Raw genomic sequence first — 18,790 nt, 5'->3', positions numbered from 1 at the left:
GGTGATACCACGCTCACGCTCTTCCGGTGCCTTGTCGATCTGGTCGAAGGCGAAAGCTTTACCACCGAAGTGCTTGGCCAGCACGTTGGTGATGGCGGCGGTCAGGGTGGTTTTACCGTGGTCAACGTGGCCGATGGTGCCGACGTTTACGTGCGGTTTATTACGCTCAAATTTTTCTTTAGACACGACGTAGTCCTTCTAGGTTAAACCCGCCTACCGTCGTAGGCGGGGAATCTTAAATTACTTGGATTTGCGCTCTTCGATCACAGCCTGGGCGACGTTGGTCGGGGCATCGTGATACTTGGCGAATTCCATGGCGTAGGAAGCACGACCCTGGGTAGCAGAACGCAGGGAGGTGGCGTAACCGAACATTTCGGCCAGCGGCACCAGAGCACGTACGATTTTGCCGGACGGGCCATCTTCCATGCCTTCGATCAGGCCGCGACGACGGTTCAGGTCACCGATCACGTCGCCCATGTAGTCTTCCGGAGTCTCGACTTCGACCTTCATGATCGGCTCGAGCAGTACCGGGTTGGCCTTCATGAAGCCAGCCTTGAACGCCAGAGAAGCAGCGATCTTGAACGCCAGTTCGGAAGAGTCGACGTCGTGGTAGGAACCGAAGTGCAGACGCACGCCCAGATCCATTACCGGATAACCTGCCAGCGGGCCGGACTTCAGCTGCTCGCGGATACCCTTGTCAACACCCGGGATGAATTCGCCCGGAATCACGCCACCCTTGATGTCGTTGACGAATTCGTAGGCTTTGCCTTCTTCCAGCGGGTACATGTCGATAACGACGTGACCGTACTGACCACGACCACCGGACTGCTTGGCATGCTTGCCTTCGATGTCCTTGACGGTGTTGCGGATGGTTTCACGGTAGGCAACCTGCGGCTTACCTACGTTCGCTTCTACCTTGAACTCGCGACGCATACGGTCAACGATGATGTCCAGGTGCAACTCACCCATACCGGCGATGATGGTTTGGCCAGATTCTTCGTCGGTCCATACGCGGAAGGACGGATCTTCCTGAGCCAGACGGCCCAGAGCCAGACCCATCTTCTCCTGGTCAGCCTTAGATTTCGGCTCAACGGCGATGGAGATTACCGGCTCCGGGAATTCCATACGTTCCAGGATGATCGGTGCGTTTTCGTCACACAGGGTGTCACCGGTGGTGACGTCCTTCAGGCCGATGGCAGCAGCGATGTCGCCTGCGCGAACTTCTTTGATCTCTTCACGCTTGTTGGCGTGCATCTGAACGATACGGCCAAAACGCTCGCGCTTCTCTTTAACGGAGTTCAGCACGGAGTCACCGGAGTTAACCACACCGGAGTAAACGCGGAAGAAGGTCAGGTTGCCCACGAACGGGTCGGTAGCAATCTTGAACGCCAGAGCAGAGAACGGCTCGTCATCAGAAGCGTGACGCTCGTCCTTGGTCTCGCCGTCCAGCTTCAGACCGTCGATAGCAGCAACGTCGGTCGGAGCCGGCAGGTACTCGACCACGGCATCCAGCATGGCCTGTACGCCCTTGTTCTTGAACGCGGAGCCACAGGTAACCAGGATGATTTCGTTGTTCAGAACACGCTGACGAAGAGCCTTCTTGATCTCTTCTTCGGTCAGTTCTTCACCACCCAGGTATTTTTCCATCAGGTCTTCAGACGCTTCAGCAGCGGCTTCAACCAGGTTCATGCGCATTTCTTGCGCCTGTTCCAGCAGCTCGGCCGGTACGTCTTCGTAGTCGAAGGAAACGCCCTGGTCAGCTTCGCTCCAGTTGATGGCTTTCATCTTGACCAGGTCGATAACACCCTTGAAGTTCTCTTCTGAACCGATGTTCAGTTGCAGCGGAACCGGGTTGCCTTTCAGGCGGGTCTTGATGTGCTCAACGCAGCGCAGGAAGTTGGCACCGGTACGGTCCATCTTGTTGACGAACGCGATACGGGGAACCTTGTACTTGTTAGCCTGACGCCATACGGTCTCAGACTGGGGCTGTACGCCACCTACGGCACAGTACACCATCACGGCGCCATCCAGTACACGCATGGAGCGCTCTACTTCGATAGTAAAGTCAACGTGGCCCGGGGTATCGATGATGTTGATACGGTGCGGTTGGAACTGTTTACCCATACCGGACCAGAAAGCGGTGGTCGCGGCGGAGGTGATGGTGATACCACGCTCTTGTTCCTGTTCCATCCAGTCCATGGTGGCGGCGCCATCGTGAACTTCACCGATCTTGTGACTTACACCGGTGTAAAACAGAACACGCTCGGTAGTAGTAGTCTTACCGGCGTCGATGTGAGCGGAGATACCGATATTACGATAACGCTCAATGGGGGTTGTACGAGCCATTGTCATCCTCTTACTAGGGCACTTGTCCCCAGATAATTAAAGGTGCGCAGAGCCAAAAGACCCTGCGCAAGCGGATTACCAGCGGAAGTGAGCGAAGGCCTTGTTCGCTTCAGCCATACGGTGAACGTCTTCACGTTTCTTGACAGACGAACCCTTATTCTCAGCGGCATCCAGCAGCTCGCCAGCCAAACGCTGAGCCATTGATTTTTCACCACGTTTACGAGCGGCATCAACCAACCAGCGCATTGCCAGGGCATTGCGACGTACCGGACGAACTTCTACCGGCACCTGATAGGTTGCACCACCGACGCGACGAGATTTAACCTCGACCGCCGGACGAATGTTGTCTAGAGCGACTTCGAACAGGGCCAGGTGCTCTTTGCCAGATTTGGTGGCAATGATGTCCAGGGCGCCATATACGATGGCTTCTGCAACAGATTTCTTACCGTCAACCATTACTACGTTGACAAATTTAGCCAGCAGCTCAGATCCGAACTTGGGATCCGGCAGGATTTTACGCTGACCAACAACACGACGTCTTGGCATTTCAAATTCTCCGTAACTTCAGGGGTTACCCAAAACTAGAAAGTTATCTAACTAGAAACGAATTAACGTTTGGCCTTACTTAACGGAGAACCATTAAGCTTTCGGACGCTTCACGCCGTACTTGGAGCGAGCCTGCTTACGGTCTTTAACACCGGCACAGTCCAACGCACCACGAACGGTGTGATAACGAACACCTGGCAAGTCTTTTACACGACCGCCACGGATCAGAACAACAGAGTGCTCTTGCAGGTTGTGACCTTCACCACCGATGTAGGAGGTGACTTCGAAGCCGTTGGTCAGACGTACACGGCATACTTTACGCAGTGCAGAGTTAGGCTTCTTCGGGGTGGTGGTGTATACACGGGTGCATACGCCACGCTTCTGAGGGCACGCTTCCAACGCCGGCACGTTGCTTTTCACAACGAGCTTGGTGCGTGGCTTGCGAACCAACTGGTTAATAGTTGCCATCAAAAGGCTCCTGATAATGACTTCATAAACGTGTGAAAAATCCTCCCCGCAGATACGGGGACGCGAAATTTTATGCCCTGTTGTCTGGGGAGTCAAGATTTATACAATTTGTGCACCGAATTGGCAAATGACAGTCCGTCATCATTATGCTAAGCGCCTGAATTATAAAGTTAAAACACAAACTAGCTGGCCCAGGTCTGCGGCGATCCATGCTCGGCGATCAACCTGATCAGGCCGGGCATATCGAGCTCCATCCCGATCCCGGATGACAATCCCCTCGCCTGCAGGTCTTCCTGCATCACGTAGAGTGGAATGCCCGCCAAACGCTCACACCACGCGGGGGCGACCGTGGCCACCACGGCGTCCTGCATCAGCACCAACAAGTCTTCTTCCCGACGATAACGCAGCGCCTGCTCGAGATCCCGGGTCAGGAAGGGGGAATTCAACACCATCTGTATCATGGGCACCTCAGAAGCCGATGTGGGTGGTGCAGTCATCCCAGGCGCGGCGGATCTGCGCGGGGGACAATACTGTCACGGGGATCAACAGATCCGCCTCGGTCAGTCCGCGTTCGGCCAGCGACGCCGCACAGACATAGACCTCTTCGATGTCATACAGTTCCAGCATCTTGAAGGTCGGGGCATAGTGACGCTGCAATATCCCCTGTGGCGACTGCTCCCTGACCAGCTGCAAGACACCGTCTTCCAGCAGGAACAGGGCCAGGGATTCCGTCAGAGCCGAGGTTGCCAGCAAGGCATCCAACCCTTCCCGACCACTCGCCGTGCCGTGGGGGCCACGACGGCATATAAAGGCAATCTTGCTCATCTTACTCCCCTAGAACTGGACGAAGCGATCGGCGGTCAGACTGGCTTCTGCCAGCTGACCCAGACCGCTCAGACGAAACGGCGCCTGCAGGTTGAACTGGGCTTTCCCTACGCTCTTCGACTCCGTCTCATCGAGCACCCCGCGCCGCATAGCCGCGGCGACACAGACATCGATAGCAATCCCATGAGCCACGGCCAGATCGCGCCACAGCGCCACCAGATCGGTCTCATCGCTGGCTGGGGTATGCAAGCCACTGCCGTTATGCACACCATCCTGATAGAAGAACAGGTGGGACAAACGGTGACCTTGCTCGATCAGGCTCAGGGCAAAGCGATAGGCGGTGCTGGCCGTCTGGGTGCCATAGGCGGGCCCAGTGACCAGCAGGGCAAAGCTCAGACTCATATCCGGACTCCTGCACAGATCTGCATTCATTTTACCTCACAGACGAAAAAGCCCCTCCTGGGAGGGGCTTGTACCAATGGCTGCGCCTTAGACGTAAGCGATGGCTTCAACTTCGACCAGGACATCCTTGGGCAGACGCGCGACCTCCACACAGGAGCGTGCCGGGGCAGACTCGCCGAAGTAGCGGGCATACACCTGGTTGAAGGCCACGAAGTTGTTCATGTCGCTGAGGAAGCAGGTGGTCTTGAGCACCTTGCTGGTGTCCGCCCCTGCGGCCTTCAAGACAGCAACCAGGTTCTTCATCACCTGTTCGGCCTGAGCTTCGATGCCACCGGCGACGATGTCCATGGTGGCCGGATCGAGCGGGATCTGCCCCGAGGTGAAGACCAGCTCACCCAGCTTGGTCCCCTGGACATAAGGGCCAATTGCGGCAGGCGCCTTGTCGGTTGCAATCACTTCTTTAGCCATTGTTATCTATCCCCTATCTATGGCACTTACTCGCTCTCTTCTTCACCCTGCTTGCGCTGTCGGATGTAGAGATACACGGTATGTTTGGAAATATTCAGCTTGTCGGCGACCAGGTTGATCGAGTCCTTGATATCAAATATGCCCTTCTCGAACAACTGGGTCACGATAAAACGGTTCTTGGCGTTGTTGGCCACGGAGGGATCGCGGTTGATCTCGTCGATGGTGTTGTCCACCGTCTGGGCGACCAGCTCCTCGACACTGTTGGCAAAGGTCTCCGGCGACTGGCGCTCGACCTGCTGCGGGGTCGGGAAGAACTCGGCCACGAACTCGTGGAAAGGCGCATTGATGTGCAGGTTGATGCAGATAAGGCCGATCACCTGTTTGTCGCGATTACGAATGGCGATGGTGCTCGATTTCATCAGAGCGCCGGTCCTGCTGCGGGCAAAATAACTCTGGGTGTGATCCTGGCCCGTGCTCTCGATGTCCTTGAGCATGCGCAGAGCCAGATCGGTGATCGGCGCCCCCAGCGTACGACCCGTATTGAAACCATTCGCGATTTGGATCACGGACTCATGCAGATTTTCCAGGGAGTGGAGCACCACCTCGCAGTGCTTGCCGAACAGATCGGCAAGGCCTTCGATTAGGCCCCCATATGAACGCAACAATTCCCTGTCTTCGTCTGTAAAAGCGCGACCGCTCAGTTGCTCTTCGGGAAGCAGTACTTCCTCGATACCGACAGCCATGTTCTACCCCTGTAATACCCATTCAACTTTCCCGAGTTTTCAATTGCGGGGGGGCAATGTCAACTTTTTTTGATTTTTTGCTCTATAACCTTGCACTGGATCATCCCCTGCCCCAGCCCGGTGCAGGCTGGCGGCCGGGCGCAGAACGAAAAAAGGGCCCCTAGAAGGGGCCCTTTTCAATCACGACAGCGGAAGATTACTCTTCGTCAAAACCGTCAGCTGCGTTCAGCAGATCTGCCAGGTTTTGCTGAGCCTCATCGGCAGTCACCTGCGGTACGCCTACAGCACGGGCTGCGGCGGCACGCTGGTTGATCCGGCTGTGGTGGTAGGCAAAGCCGGTACCAGCCGGGATCAGACGACCCACGATCACGTTCTCTTTCAGGCCACGCAGCTCGTCGCGCTTGCCGCCAACGGCAGCTTCTGTCAGCACGCGGGTGGTTTCCTGGAAGGAAGCCGCGGAGATGAAGGACTCGGTGCTCAGAGATGCCTTGGTAATACCCATCAGGATATGACGGTAGGTAGCCGGGGTCTTGCCTTCGGCAACCAGTTTACGGTTGGCAATCTTCACGCGAGCCACTTCAACCTGCTCGCCTTCGATCAGGTCGGTGTCGCCGGCGCTCAGGATCTCGCACTTGCGCAGCATCTGACGAACGATGACTTCGATGTGCTTGTCGTTGATCTTAACGCCTTGCAGACGGTAAACGTCCTGCACTTCGTTGGCGATGTAGTTGGCGACCGGGCTGATACCGCGCAGACGCAGGATGTCGTGAGCAGACTCGGGACCGTCCGCCAGAACTTCACCCTTCTCAACCTTTTCACCTTCGAACACGTTGAGGTGACGCCACTTCGGAATCATCTCTTCGTAGATCTCGCCACCGTCGGTCGGGGTGATGACCAGACGGCGCTTGCCCTTGGTCTCTTTCCCGAAGGAGATGGTGCCGGAGATCTCGGCCAGGATGGCCGGCTCTTTCGGCTGACGCGCTTCGAACAGATCCGCAACTCGCGGCAGACCACCGGTGATGTCCTTGGTACCGCTGGACTCTTGCGGGATACGCGCAACCGCGTCACCCACGCCCACGTTGGCACCATCTTCCAGGTTCACGATCGCCTTGCCCGGCAGGAAGTACTGGGCGGGCACATCGGTACCCGGGATCATCACGTCCTTGCCGTTCAGGTCGACCAGTTTCACGGTCGGACGCATCTCTTTACCGGCGCTCGGACGCTCATTGACGTCCAGCACGACGATGGAAGAGAGGCCGGTCAGCTCGTCGGTCTGGCGAGTGATGGTCACACCATCGATCATGTGTTCGAAGTGCAGACGACCTGCCACTTCGGTGATGATCGGGTGGGTGTGCGGGTCCCAGTTCGCGACGGTATCACCGGCGTTGACGGCCTCGCCATCCTTCACTTCCAGAACGGAACCGTAAGGCAGCTTGTGGCTTTCCTTGGTACGGCCCATCTCGTCCATGATGGTCAGCTCGGTAGAACGAGAGGTGATAACCAGCTTGTCAGAGTTGTTCAGAACGAACTTGGCGTTCTGCAGCTTGATGCTACCGGTGTTCTTGACCTGGATGCTGCTCTCGGCAGCCGCTCGGGATGCGGCACCACCGATGTGGAAGGTACGCATCGTCAGCTGGGTACCCGGCTCACCGATGGACTGGGCGGCGATAACACCGACAGCCTCACCCTTGTTAACCAGGTGACCACGGGCCAGATCACGGCCGTAGCAGTGAGCACAGTTACCGAAGTCGGTCTCACAGGTGATGGCAGAACGTACCTTCACGCGGTCGACGGAGTTGCGCTCCAGCAGGTCACACAGCTGCTCGTCGAGCAGGGTGTTGCGCGCTACCAGCACTTCATCCTCGGTACCCGGCTTGATGACGTCTTCGGCCACCACACGACCCAGCACGCGCTCACGCAGCGGCTCGACCACGTCGCCACCCTCGATCAGCGGAGTCATCCACAGACCGTCGGTAGTGCCGCAATCGTCCTCGGTGATCACCATGTCCTGGGCCACGTCAACCAGACGACGGGTCAGGTAACCGGAGTTCGCAGTCTTCAGTGCGGTATCCGCCAGACCTTTACGAGCACCGTGAGTGGAGATGAAGTACTGCAGTACGTTCAGACCTTCACGGAAGTTCGCCACGATCGGCGTTTCGATGATGGAGCCATCCGGCTTCGCCATCAGGCCACGCATACCGGCCAGCTGACGGATCTGGGCGGCGGAACCCCGCGCACCGGAGTCGGCCATCATGAAGATGCTGTTGAAGGAGGCCTGCTCTTCCTCATCGCCCAGGGAGTTGACGTTACGCTCCTTGGAGAGGTTATCCATCATGGCCTTGGAGACGCGATCGTTCGCGCTGGCCCAGATATCGATAACCTTGTTGTAGCGTTCGCCCGCGGTCACCAGACCGGACAGGAACTGGTCCTGGATCTCGGCAACTTCGGCTTCGGCTGCAGCGATGATGTCCTTCTTGGCATCCGGGATGACCATGTCATCGATACCAACGGACGCACCGGACAGGGCCGCGTAGTGGAAACCGGTATACATCAGCTGGTCAGCGAAGATGACGGTGTCCTTCAGGCCCTGCTTGCGGTAGCAGGTGTTCAGCAGACGAGAGATCAGCTTCTTGCCCAGCGCCTTGTTGGAGACGCACTTGATCCAGTTCTGCGGGTTGGCATCCAGATCGGCCTGTTCGGCGGCAGTCAGTACCTTCGGCTCGTCGATCAGGGCGTACTCCATGCCTTTCGGCAGGATCAGGCTCAGGATCGCACGACCAACGGTGGTGTTCTTCATCTCGGTCTTGGCAACCAGCTCACCGGCTTCGTTCTTCACGTACTCGGTGATGCGGCATTTGACGCGTGCGTGCAGGTCGGCCAGGCCGGCGCGGTACACCTTCTCTGCCTCTTTCGGACCGGACAGCACCATGCCTTCGCCCTTCGCATTGATGCGGGCACGGGTCATGTAGTACAGACCCAAGACCACGTCCTGGGAAGGAACGATGATCGGCTCACCGGAGGCAGGCGACAGGATGTTGTTGGTGGACATCATCAGCGCGCGCGCTTCCAGCTGGGCTTCCAGGGTCAGCGGTACGTGGACCGCCATCTGGTCACCGTCGAAGTCCGCGTTATAGGCGGCACAGACGAGCGGGTGCAGCTGGATGGCCTTGCCTTCGATCAGGGTCGGCTCGAACGCCTGGATACCCAGACGGTGCAGGGTCGGTGCACGGTTCAGCAGGACCGGGTGCTCGCGGATCACTTCGTCCAGGATGTCCCAGACGACAGCTTCTTCGCGCTCCACCATCTTCTTGGCGGCCTTGATGGTGGTCGCCAGGCCACGGGATTCCAGCTTGCCATAGATGAAGGGCTTGAACAGCTCCAGCGCCATCTTCTTCGGCAGACCGCACTGATGCAGACGCAGAGTCGGACCTACGGTGATAACGGAACGACCGGAGTAGTCGACACGCTTACCCAGCAGGTTCTGACGGAAACGACCTTGCTTACCCTTGATCATGTCGGCCAGGGATTTCAGCGGGCGCTTGTTGGAACCGGTGATGGCACGACCACGACGGCCGTTGTCCAGCAGGGCATCCACGGACTCTTGCAGCATGCGCTTTTCGTTGCGCACGATGATGTCCGGAGCCGCCAGGTCCAGCAGACGCTTCAGTCGGTTGTTACGGTTGATCACGCGACGGTACAGATCGTTCAGATCGGAGGTCGCGAAACGGCCGCCGTCCAGCGGTACCAGCGGACGCAGGTCCGGCGGCAGCACGGGCAGCACTGTCATGATCATCCACTCCGGCTTGTTGCCGGATTGCAGGAAGGCTTCCATCAGCTTCAGACGCTTGGTGGTCTTCTTGCGCTTGGTCTCGGAGTTGGTCTGATCCAGCTCCTCACGCATGGCTTTGACTTCGCCTTCCAGATCGATGGCGCGCAGCAGGGCCAGAATGGCCTCGGCACCCATCTTGGCGTCGAATTCGTCGCCCCACTCTTCCAGTGCGTCCAGATAGTTCTCTTCGGACAGCATCTGGCTGCGCTCGAGGTTGGTCATGCCGGGTTCGATCACTACATAGGATTCGAAATACAGCACGCGCTCGATGTCACGCAGGGTCATGTCCAGCAGCAGACCGATACGGGACGGCAGGGACTTCAGGAACCAGATGTGGGCAGTCGGGCTGGCCAGCTCGATGTGGCCCATGCGCTCACGACGGACCTTGGTCTGGGTCACTTCTACGCCGCACTTCTCACAGATCACACCACGGTGTTTCAGGCGCTTGTACTTGCCGCACAGACACTCGTAGTCCTTCACCGGTCCGAAGATACGGGCGCAGAACAGACCATCACGCTCCGGCTTGAAAGTCCGGTAGTTGATGGTCTCAGGCTTTTTGACCTCACCGAATGACCAGGAGCGGATCATGTCAGGAGAGGCCAGACCGATCTTGATACTGTCAAACTCTTCGGTCTTGGTCTGAGCCTTCAAAAACTTGAGTAAGTCTTTCACGTGTTTCCCCTGTCAGGAGTCTAACCTCGGCGCCCCAGCTGCCGAAACAGCGGGGCGCCCACGTCAATTCTCGAACAATAAGAGCGAGCTCTTACTCTTCGTCCAGCTCGATGTTGATACCCAGAGAGCGGATTTCCTTCAGCAGTACGTTGAAGGATTCGGGCATGCCCGGCTCCATACGGTGGTCGCCATCCACGATGTTCTTGTACATCTTGGTACGGCCGTTCACATCGTCAGACTTGACGGTCAGCATTTCCTGCAGGGTATATGCCGCACCGTAAGCCTCCAGGGCCCACACTTCCATCTCACCGAACCGCTGACCACCGAACTGCGCCTTACCACCCAGCGGCTGCTGGGTAACCAGGCTGTAGGAACCGGTAGAACGCGCGTGCATCTTGTCGTCTACCAGGTGGTTCAGCTTCAGCATGTACATGTAACCCACGGTGACCTTACGCTCGAAGGCGTTACCGGTACGACCGTCGAACAGGGAGATCTGACCGGATTCCGGCAGATCGGCCAGCTTCAGCAGGGCCTTGATTTCGCGCTCTTTTGCACCATCAAAGACCGGCGTAGCGACCGGCAGACCCTTACGCAGGTTACCCACCAGGGTACGCACGTCGTCGTCGGACAGCTCGGCGATGTTCACTTGCTGGGAGTCCTTCTCGCCCAGGTCATAGACCTGCTGCAGGAACTCACGCATCTCGTGCAGCTCGCGCTGCTCTTTGATCATGCGGTCGATCTTCTCGCCGATGCCCTTGGCCGCGAGGCCCAGGTGCACTTCGAGGATCTGACCGATGTTCATACGAGACGGTACGCCCAGCGGGTTCAGTACGATGTCGACCGGACGGCCGTATTCGTCATGAGGCATGTCCTCGACCGGGCAGATCTTGGAGATAACACCCTTGTTACCGTGACGGCCCGCCATCTTGTCACCCGGCTGGATGCGACGCTTGACTGCCAGATAAACCTTGACGATTTTCAGCACGCCCGGCGCCAGATCGTCACCCTGGATGATCTTGCGACGCTTGTTCTCGAACTTCTTGTCAAACTCGGCCTTCAGCTCAACGTGCTGTTCAGCGATCTGCTCCAGTTCGATTTGCTTGGCTTCATCTTCGATGGCCAGTTCAAACCACTTGGAACGCTCGAGCTTGTTCAGACGATCTTCGCTGTAACCGGCGGCCAGCAGCAGGTTGCGGGAGCGGCCGAAGATGCCGTCTTCCAGGATCTTGAACTCTTCGGTCAAGTCCTTCTTCGCTTCCTTCAGCTGCATCTCTTCGATTTCTTTGGCGCGCTTGTCTTTTTCCACGCCATCGCGGGTAAAGACTTGCACGTCAACCACGGTACCGTACACACCGTTCGGTACGCGCAGGGAAGAGTCCTTCACGTCGGACGCCTTCTCACCGAAGATGGCGCGCAGCAGCTTCTCTTCCGGGGTCAGCTGGGTTTCGCCCTTCGGGGTCACCTTGCCGACCAGGATGTCGCCGCCCTTCACTTCGGCACCCACGTAGACGATACCGGACTCGTCCAGCTTGGACAGCGCGGCTTCACCCACGTTCGGGATGTCGGCAGTGATCTCTTCCGGACCCAGCTTGGTGTCGCGGGAGATACAGGCCAGTTCCTGGATATGGATGGTGGTCAGGCGATCTTCCTGAACCACGCGCTCGTTCACCAGGATCGAGTCTTCGAAGTTGTAACCGTTCCACGGCATGAACGCGACGCGCAGGTTCTGACCCAGCGCCAGTTCACCCAGGTCGGTGGACGGGCCGTCAGCCAGCACGTCACCGGCCATCACCGGTTCACCCAGCATCACGCAGGGGCGCTGGTTGATACAGGTGTTCTGGTTGGAACGGGTGTATTTGGTCAGGTTGTAGATGTCGATGCCGGCTTCGCCTGGCAGCAGCTCATCTTCATTGACCTTGATAACGATACGGGAGGCGTCGACGTAGTCGATCATGCCGCCACGCTTGGCCACTACGGTTACACCGGAGTCAACGGCCACGGCGCGTTCCATACCGGTACCTACCAGCGGCTTGTCAGCGCGCAGGGTCGGTACGGCCTGACGTTGCATGTTTGAACCCATCAATGCGCGGTTCGCGTCATCGTGTTCCAGGAACGGGATCAGGGCCGCTGCCACAGAGACGATCTGTTGCGGGCTCACGTCCATATACTGGATCTGGTCGGCGTTCATAAAGGTGGATTCACCCTTGTGACGGCACGGGATCAATTCATCTTTCAGACGGCCATCTTCGGTGGTCGCGGCGTTGGCCTGTGCGATCACGTACTTGCCTTCTTCAATCGCAGACAGGTAATCCACTTCGTCGGTGATCACACCGTCGATCACCTTGCGGTACGGGGTCTCGAGGAAACCGTACTCGTTGGTGCGGGAGTAGACGGACAGCGAGTTGATCAGACCGATGTTCGGACCTTCCGGAGTTTCGATAGGGCACAGACGACCGTAGTGGGTCGGGTGTACGTCTCGAACTTCGAAGCCGGCACGCTCACGGGTCAGACCGCCCGGGCCCAGCGCGGAGATACGGCGCTTGTGAGTCACTTCGGACAGCGGGTTGTTCTGGTCCATGAACTGGGACAGCTGGCTGGAACCGAAGAACTCTTTGACCGCGGCGGAGATCGGCTTGGCGTTGATCAGATCCTGCGGCATCAGGGTGTCCAGATCGCCCAGAGACAGGCGCTCCTTCACCGCACGCTCGACACGGACCAGACCGACGCGGAACTGGTTCTCGGCCATTTCACCGACGGAACGGATACGACGGTTACCCAGGTGGTCGATATCATCCACCTCGTCATTGCCGTTACGGATGTCGATCAGGCGCTTCATGACCTCGACGATATCGTCCTTGGTCAACACGCCAACGCCGGTCTCGTCTTCACGACCCAGACGGCGGTTGAACTTCATCCGACCCACGGTAGACAGGTCGTAACGCTCGGAAGAGAAGAACAGGTTCTCGAACAGCTGCTCTGCGGCTTCACGAGTGGGCGGCTCGCCCGGACGCATCATGCGATAGATCTCGACCAGGGCTTCCAGGCGGCTGGAGCTGGAGTCGATACGCAGGGTCTCGGACATGTAAGCACCGTGGTCCAGTTCGTTGGTGAACAGAACCTCGAAGTGCTTGAAGCCGGCTTGAGACAGGTTGGCAACCGCTTCCAGGCTCAAAGCCTGGTTGGCAGTCACAACCATTTCACCAGTCTGCGGATGTGCGTAGTTCTTGGCAGCAACTTTGCCAACAACATACTCTACCGGCACCTCGATCTGGGTGATGCCGTCTTTTTCCAGCTGGCGGATGTGACGGGCAGTGACGCGACGACCGGTCTCGACTACCACGGCGCCATTGGCAATGATGTCGAAGGTCGCGGTCTCGCCACGCAGGCGCTCGGGCACCAGATCCATCATCAACTTGCCATCTTTAACCTCGAAACCGATGGTCTCGAAGAAGGTGGCCAGGATTTCTTCGGAACTGAAGTCCAGGGCGCGCAGAATAATGGAGGCTGGCAGTTTACGACGACGGTCGATACGGACAAACAGGTTGTCTTTCGCATCGAACTCGAAGTCCAGCCAGGAGCCACGGTAGGGGATAACGCGAGCGTTATAGAGCACCTTACCGGATGAATGTGTTTTGCCTTTATCGTGGTCGAAGAAGACGCCCGGGCTGCGGTGCAGCTGGGAGACGATGACCCGCTCGGTACCATTGATGACAAAGGTGCCGTTTTCGGTCATGAGCGGAATTTCGCCCATGTAAACTTCTTGTTCCTTGATATCTTTGACGGTGCCGGCAGCTGCTTCACGGTCGTACAGAACCATACGAAGCTTGACACGCAGCGGCGCGGAGTAGGTCACTCCACGGATCTGGCATTCTTTTACGTCAAATACCGGCTCACCCAGGCGATAGCTGACATACTGAAGCTCAGCACTACCGGAGTAACTGGTGATCGGGAAAACGCTACGGAAGGCGGCTTCTAGGCCGTACTCACCTTCCGGGTCAGCCTCGATGAACTGCTTGAAGGAGTCCAGCTGAATGGACAACAGATAAGGCGTGTCCAGTACCTGGTCTCGCTTACCGAAGTCCTTACGTATGCGTTTTTTTTCGGTATAAGAGTAAACCATAGGGTTCCTCAGCTCGCTGATAAGTGACCCACTCTGTCCCCACGGGACAGCTCTGTCTCAACACCGTTTTGTGTTGGCCCGGACGATGAGGCGGTCCGGATTGCTGGTGCACCGAGAGTCGTGAACGGTGTGAAATACTCTCAGTCTACAGCGCAAAAAGGCTGGTGAATAAAGATTCACCAGCCTTAGCCTGTTTTATCAGGCTAATCTACATAAATGCAGATTATTTGATCTCAACAGAAGCACCGGCAGCTTCCAGCTCTTTCTTCAGAGCTTCGGCTTCGTCCTTGGACACGGCTTCTTTCAGATTGGTCGGAGCAGCTTCTACCAGGTCCTTGGCTTCTTTCAGGCCCAGACCGGTAGCGCCACGAACGGCCTTGATGACGGCAACTTTGTTGGCGCCAGCAGCAGTCAGAACTACGTCGAACTCGGTCTTCTCTTCTACTGCTTCAGCAGCAGCCGGGCCGGCCATTACGGCAGCAGCGGCAGAAACACCGAACTTCTCTTCCATAGCTTCGATCAGCTCAACAACTTCCATTACGGACATGGAAGCAACGGCTTCGATGATTTGGTCTTTAGTGATAGACATGACAAAAATTCCTGATGTTGAATAAACTCAAACAGCCTAGATAGGCGAGAATCAAGCAGCAGCTTGTTTCTGGTCGCGAACAGCAGCGATAGTACGAACCAGCTTGCCAGCAGAGGCTTCCTTCATGGTAGCCATCAACTTCGCAATTGCTTCTTCGTAGGTCGGCAGCGTGGCCAGACGATCAATTTGTGCTGCGGCGATAAACTCACCGTTAAAAGCGCCAGCCTTGATTTCGAACTTTTGGTTCGCTTTGGCAAACTCTTTGAACAGACGAGCGGCAGCGCCCGGGTGTTCGTTGGAGAAAGCAATCAAGGTAGGACCGGTAAATGCGTCGTTCAGGCACTCGTACTCGGTACCTTCTACCGCGCGACGCAGCAGGGTGTTACGCACAACGCGCATGTACACACCAGCTTCACGAGCGGTCTTACGCAGGACGGTCATCTTCTCTACAGTGACGCCGCGAGAATCGGCTACAACTGCAGAAAGAGCGCCTTTGGCAGCTTCGTTGACTTCAGCAACAATTGCCTTTTTGTCTTCGAGTCCCAATGCCATTGGCTTAACTCCTGGATTGAATCCGGGTCTATTGACCCAGTACTGACACATCCCCCCTACCTTTACAACAGAGGGGAACGATGCGGTAGCAGGATTCCAGAAGAGAAAGAATCTTTCTCGCTGGGTTTCCGGCACCGTCTACGCAGGAAACATTAAGGCTTTGCAGCCTCCTGCGGTCTTGGACGGAGGTCGAAACCCCCAACCAATCAAGGCGCAAAATTATAGATTAAATTTTGCGCCTTGTAAAACCCATCAATTAGGCCTGAGCTTCCAGAGAAGCTTGGTCTACGGCAACACCGGCACCCATGGTGGTGGAGATGCTGACTTTCTTGATGAATACACCCTTGGCGGAGGACGGCTTGGCCTTCTTCAAGGCAACCAGCAGAGCTTCCAAGTTCTCTTTCAACTGAACTTCGTTGAAGGAAACTTTGCCCAGGGTGGTGTGAATGATACCGTTCTTGTCGTTACGGTAACGAACCTGACCAGCCTTGGCGTTCTTGACGGCTTCGGCTACGTTCGGAGTTACGGTACCAACCTTCGGGTTCGGCATCAGGCCGCGCGGGCCCAGGATCTGGCCCAGTTGACCAACAACGCGCATGGCATCCGGGGATGCGATCACGACGTCGAAGTTCATCTCGCCTTTCTTGACCAGCTCAGCCAGGTCATCCATACCAACCAGTTCAGCACCGGCAGCCTTGGCGGCTTCGGCGTTGGCACCCTGGGTGAATACAGCGACACGGATGTCACGGCCAGTACCGTGCGGCAGTACAGTTGCACCACGTACGTTCTGGTCGGATTTACGAGCATCGATACCCAGGTTGACAGCAACGTCAACGCTCTCAACGAACTTGGCAGTAGCCAGTTCTTTCAGCAGGGCAATGGCTTCGTTGATGGAGTACTCTTTGGTACCGTCAACTTTTTCGCGAATAACGCGCATACGCTTGGACAGTTTAGCCATTGTCTTACTCCTCCACTACCAGGCCCATGGAACGAGCGGAACCGGCGATGCAACGTACTTTTGCATCCAGATCGGCACCAGTCATATCCGGCTCTTTGGTCTTGGCGATTTCTTGCAGCTGGGCAACAGTCACCTTACCAACCTTGTCTTTGTTCGGCTTGGCAGAACCAGACTGGATACCAGCGGCTTTCTTCAGCAGGAAGGAAGCGGGCGGAGTCTTGGTTTCGAAGGTGAAGGAACGGTCGCTGTAAACGGTGATCACGACCGGAGTCGGAGAACCTTTTTCCAGCTTTTCTGTACGGGCGTTGAACGCCTTACAGAATTCCATGATGTTCACGCCGTGCTGACCCAGAGCAGGACCAACGGGAGGGCTGGGGTTAGCACTGCCAGCCTTAACTTGCAGCTTGATATAAGCTGTGACTTTCTTAGCCATTACAAAAATACCTCAAAAATGGGTTCTAGCGCCTCGGAGACATGCTCCTGCAAACGGCTCCCCAACAAATAAAGGGGCAGCGAATTATAGAGATAATCGCTGCCCCTGACAACCGTTAAACGTACAGAGATTAATCAGCCTTTTTCAACCTGACCAAAATCCAGTTCTACCGGTGTTGAGCGGCCGAAGATTAGTACAGAGACCTTCACACGGCTCTTCTCATAGTCCACCTCTTCAACGGTACCGTTGAAGTCGGCGAACGGACCATCGGCAACCCGGACCATCTCACCCGGTTCAAACAGGGTTTTCGGACGCGGTTTGTCGTGGGCATCTTGCAGACGGTTGAGGATGGCATCAGCTTCTTTATCGGAGATCGGAGCCGGACGGTCGGAGGTACCGCCGATGAAACCCATGACGCGCGGTACATTGCGTACCAGGTGCCATGTAGTCTCATCCATCACCATCTGGACCAGGACATAGCCCGGGAAAAACTTGCGCTCACTCTTGCGCTTCTGGCCGGCACGCATCTCGACCACTTCTTCGGTCGGGACAAGCACTTCACCGAACATGTCTTCCATGCCATGCATCTTGATATGTTCACGCAGGGACTTGGCAACCCGGCCTTCATAGCCGGAAAACGCCTGCACGACATACCATCTCATACGTTGTTCACGTTGTTCAGTCATGGCTTATCCTTACACACCGGTAATCAGGTTGACCAACCAGACCAAGGCGCCGTCCAGAACGAACAGCAGCAGCCCCATCACGGCGGTCACCGCCAGCACAATCAGGGTTGTCTGAATGGCTTCCTGACGGGTTGGCCATACGACCTTGCGGACTTCCAGGCGAGACTCGCGAGCAAAAGCCAGTGTTGCTTTTCCTTTCACTGTACGCAGAGCAAGTACGCCTGCCGCTGCGATAGCGACCAATACACCCAATGCACGCAAGGCGACGTTCACATCATTAAAATGCTTACCGACCCACCAGTTTCCAGCAACTGCCGCGATCAGGATGATGAAAACCAGGCCCCAAAGCAGGGTATCCTTGCTTCCGCCCTGATCCTCAGAACTAACACTCATACAACCCACCTGTATCTGACGTAACCAAAGACACAAAAGCCCCGTACGAGACGAGGTATATGGCAGGGGCGGCAGGACTCGAACCCGCAACCATCGGTTTTGGAGACCGCTGTTCTACCAATTCGAACTACGCCCCTGCATAAGAAAGCCCCTATTATAGGGGCTTTGCTTTATTTATGTAAGCCAAGATTACGCGATAACTTTGGCTACAACACCAGCACCTACGGTACGGCCACCTTCACGGATGGCGAAACGCAAGCCGTCGTCCATCGCGATCGGAGCAATCAGGGTAACAACCATCTTGATGTTGTCGCCCGGCATGACCATCTCTACGCCTTCCGGCAGTTCGATGGTACCGGTCACGTCGGTAGTACGGAAGTAGAACTGCGGACGGTAGCCCTTGAAGAACGGGGTATGACGACCACCTTCTTCTTTGGACAGTACGTACACTTCGGATTCGAACTTGGTGTGCGGCTTGATGGTGCCCGGCTTGGCCAGTACCTGACCACGCTCTACGTCTTCACGCTTCACGCCACGCAGCAGCGCGCCAACGTTCTCACCAGCACGACCTTCGTCCAGCAGCTTGCGGAACATTTCAACGCCGGTACAGGTGGTCTTGGTGGTATCTTTGATACCAACGATTTCCACTTCTTCACCAACTTTAACGATACCACGCTCTACACGACCGGTTACTACGGTACCACGGCCAGCGATGGAGAATACGTCTTCGATCGGCATCAGGAACGGCTGGTCAATTGCA

The 18,790-nt window shown here is 56.6% G+C and carries 18 protein-coding genes and 1 tRNA gene; all 19 read right to left on the bottom strand.

Annotated elements, in window-relative coordinates; genetic code table 11:
- A partial coding sequence (locus J9885_RS20045; RefSeq protein ID WP_232535768.1) for a GTP-binding protein occupies positions 1–186 on the bottom strand: 186 nt, incomplete at its 3' end.
- A 54-nt stretch (positions 187–240) separates the two neighbouring features.
- The gene (gene fusA, locus J9885_RS19900) at positions 241–2,346 is read right to left on the bottom strand and encodes an elongation factor G (RefSeq protein ID WP_043762518.1); all 2,106 of its coding nucleotides are present in this window, start codon (positions 2,344–2,346) and stop codon (positions 241–243) included.
- A 75-nt stretch (positions 2,347–2,421) separates the two neighbouring features.
- Positions 2,422–2,892 carry a 30S ribosomal protein S7 gene (rpsG, locus tag J9885_RS19895; RefSeq protein ID WP_042074449.1) on the bottom strand — a complete coding sequence of 157 codons (471 nt, stop codon included), beginning with the start codon at positions 2,890–2,892 and terminating at the stop codon, positions 2,422–2,424.
- A 93-nt stretch (positions 2,893–2,985) separates the two neighbouring features.
- Complete coding sequence (rpsL, locus tag J9885_RS19890; protein WP_026456685.1) at positions 2,986–3,360, bottom strand: 30S ribosomal protein S12; 375 nt, start codon at positions 3,358–3,360, stop codon at positions 2,986–2,988.
- A 182-nt stretch (positions 3,361–3,542) separates the two neighbouring features.
- Complete coding sequence (gene tusB, locus J9885_RS19885) at positions 3,543–3,821, bottom strand: sulfurtransferase complex subunit TusB (RefSeq protein WP_210550511.1); 279 nt, start codon at positions 3,819–3,821, stop codon at positions 3,543–3,545.
- Between the two features lie 7 nt (positions 3,822–3,828).
- Positions 3,829–4,185: a sulfurtransferase complex subunit TusC gene (gene tusC, locus J9885_RS19880; protein ID WP_134694310.1), complete on the bottom strand. Its 357-nt coding sequence runs from the start codon at positions 4,183–4,185 to the stop codon at positions 3,829–3,831.
- A 9-nt stretch (positions 4,186–4,194) separates the two neighbouring features.
- Entirely contained in the window at positions 4,195–4,587 is a 393-nt protein-coding gene (gene tusD / locus J9885_RS19875; RefSeq protein ID WP_210550510.1) for a sulfurtransferase complex subunit TusD, read from the bottom strand.
- A gap of 87 nt (positions 4,588–4,674) precedes the next feature.
- Entirely contained in the window at positions 4,675–5,055 is a 381-nt protein-coding gene (locus tag J9885_RS19870; protein WP_043762506.1) for a RidA family protein, read from the bottom strand.
- A 26-nt stretch (positions 5,056–5,081) separates the two neighbouring features.
- The gene (locus tag J9885_RS19865; RefSeq protein WP_010675954.1) at positions 5,082–5,798 is read right to left on the bottom strand and encodes a transcriptional regulator; all 717 of its coding nucleotides are present in this window, start codon (positions 5,796–5,798) and stop codon (positions 5,082–5,084) included.
- 196 nt (positions 5,799–5,994) lie between these two features.
- A complete protein-coding gene (rpoC, locus tag J9885_RS19860) occupies positions 5,995–10,299 on the bottom strand; it encodes a DNA-directed RNA polymerase subunit beta' (protein WP_043762502.1) in 4,305 nt (1,434 codons plus the stop codon).
- Between the two features lie 91 nt (positions 10,300–10,390).
- Positions 10,391–14,419 (bottom strand): DNA-directed RNA polymerase subunit beta, encoded by a 4,029-nt coding sequence (gene rpoB, locus J9885_RS19855; protein WP_043808756.1) that lies wholly within the window; start codon positions 14,417–14,419, stop codon positions 10,391–10,393.
- A gap of 223 nt (positions 14,420–14,642) precedes the next feature.
- A complete protein-coding gene (gene rplL, locus J9885_RS19850; RefSeq protein WP_010675957.1) occupies positions 14,643–15,008 on the bottom strand; it encodes a 50S ribosomal protein L7/L12 in 366 nt (121 codons plus the stop codon).
- Positions 15,009–15,059: 51 nt separating this feature from the next.
- A complete protein-coding gene (gene rplJ / locus J9885_RS19845) occupies positions 15,060–15,560 on the bottom strand; it encodes a 50S ribosomal protein L10 (RefSeq protein WP_042016252.1) in 501 nt (166 codons plus the stop codon).
- Between the two features lie 256 nt (positions 15,561–15,816).
- Positions 15,817–16,518: a 50S ribosomal protein L1 gene (rplA, locus tag J9885_RS19840; protein WP_010675958.1), complete on the bottom strand. Its 702-nt coding sequence runs from the start codon at positions 16,516–16,518 to the stop codon at positions 15,817–15,819.
- A 4-nt stretch (positions 16,519–16,522) separates the two neighbouring features.
- Complete coding sequence (gene rplK / locus J9885_RS19835; protein WP_005306313.1) at positions 16,523–16,951, bottom strand: 50S ribosomal protein L11; 429 nt, start codon at positions 16,949–16,951, stop codon at positions 16,523–16,525.
- Positions 16,952–17,085: 134 nt separating this feature from the next.
- Positions 17,086–17,637 carry a transcription termination/antitermination protein NusG gene (gene nusG / locus J9885_RS19830; protein WP_042013387.1) on the bottom strand — a complete coding sequence of 184 codons (552 nt, stop codon included), beginning with the start codon at positions 17,635–17,637 and terminating at the stop codon, positions 17,086–17,088.
- Positions 17,638–17,646: 9 nt separating this feature from the next.
- The gene (gene secE, locus J9885_RS19825; RefSeq protein ID WP_043762496.1) at positions 17,647–18,030 is read right to left on the bottom strand and encodes a preprotein translocase subunit SecE; all 384 of its coding nucleotides are present in this window, start codon (positions 18,028–18,030) and stop codon (positions 17,647–17,649) included.
- Between the two features lie 60 nt (positions 18,031–18,090).
- Positions 18,091–18,167, bottom strand: a tRNA-Trp gene (locus J9885_RS19820).
- A 52-nt stretch (positions 18,168–18,219) separates the two neighbouring features.
- A partial coding sequence (locus tag J9885_RS20040; RefSeq protein ID WP_246877043.1) for an EF-Tu/IF-2/RF-3 family GTPase occupies positions 18,220–18,790 on the bottom strand: 571 nt, incomplete at its 5' end.

Source organism: Aeromonas sp. SrichE-2G (assembly GCF_017939565.1).
In the GTDB taxonomy this organism is placed as follows: Bacteria; Pseudomonadota; Gammaproteobacteria; order Enterobacterales; family Aeromonadaceae; genus Aeromonas; species Aeromonas taiwanensis.
Note: the sequence above shows the minus strand (reverse complement) of the source record. Positions and strands in the feature narration are given on the sequence as shown.

Excerpts from the sequence above, each read along its gene's own strand:
- fusA (WP_043762518.1), bottom strand. The coding sequence starts at position 2,346 with ATGGCTCGTACAACCCCCATTGAGCGTTATCGTAATATCGGTATCTCC.
- rpsG (WP_042074449.1), bottom strand. The coding sequence starts at position 2,892 with ATGCCAAGACGTCGTGTTGTTGGTCAGCGTAAAATCCTGCCGGATCCC.
- rpsL (WP_026456685.1), bottom strand. The coding sequence starts at position 3,360 with ATGGCAACTATTAACCAGTTGGTTCGCAAGCCACGCACCAAGCTCGTT.
- tusB (WP_210550511.1), bottom strand. The coding sequence starts at position 3,821 with ATGATACAGATGGTGTTGAATTCCCCCTTCCTGACCCGGGATCTCGAG.
- tusC (WP_134694310.1), bottom strand. The coding sequence starts at position 4,185 with ATGAGCAAGATTGCCTTTATATGCCGTCGTGGCCCCCACGGCACGGCG.
- tusD (WP_210550510.1), bottom strand. The coding sequence starts at position 4,587 with ATGAGTCTGAGCTTTGCCCTGCTGGTCACTGGGCCCGCCTATGGCACC.
- J9885_RS19870 (WP_043762506.1), bottom strand. The coding sequence starts at position 5,055 with ATGGCTAAAGAAGTGATTGCAACCGACAAGGCGCCTGCCGCAATTGGC.
- J9885_RS19865 (WP_010675954.1), bottom strand. The coding sequence starts at position 5,798 with ATGGCTGTCGGTATCGAGGAAGTACTGCTTCCCGAAGAGCAACTGAGC.
- rpoB (WP_043808756.1), bottom strand. The coding sequence starts at position 14,419 with ATGGTTTACTCTTATACCGAAAAAAAACGCATACGTAAGGACTTCGGT.
- rplL (WP_010675957.1), bottom strand. The coding sequence starts at position 15,008 with ATGTCTATCACTAAAGACCAAATCATCGAAGCCGTTGCTTCCATGTCC.
- rplJ (WP_042016252.1), bottom strand. The coding sequence starts at position 15,560 with ATGGCATTGGGACTCGAAGACAAAAAGGCAATTGTTGCTGAAGTCAAC.
- rplA (WP_010675958.1), bottom strand. The coding sequence starts at position 16,518 with ATGGCTAAACTGTCCAAGCGTATGCGCGTTATTCGCGAAAAAGTTGAC.
- rplK (WP_005306313.1), bottom strand. The coding sequence starts at position 16,951 with ATGGCTAAGAAAGTCACAGCTTATATCAAGCTGCAAGTTAAGGCTGGC.
- nusG (WP_042013387.1), bottom strand. The coding sequence starts at position 17,637 with ATGACTGAACAACGTGAACAACGTATGAGATGGTATGTCGTGCAGGCG.
- secE (WP_043762496.1), bottom strand. The coding sequence starts at position 18,030 with ATGAGTGTTAGTTCTGAGGATCAGGGCGGAAGCAAGGATACCCTGCTT.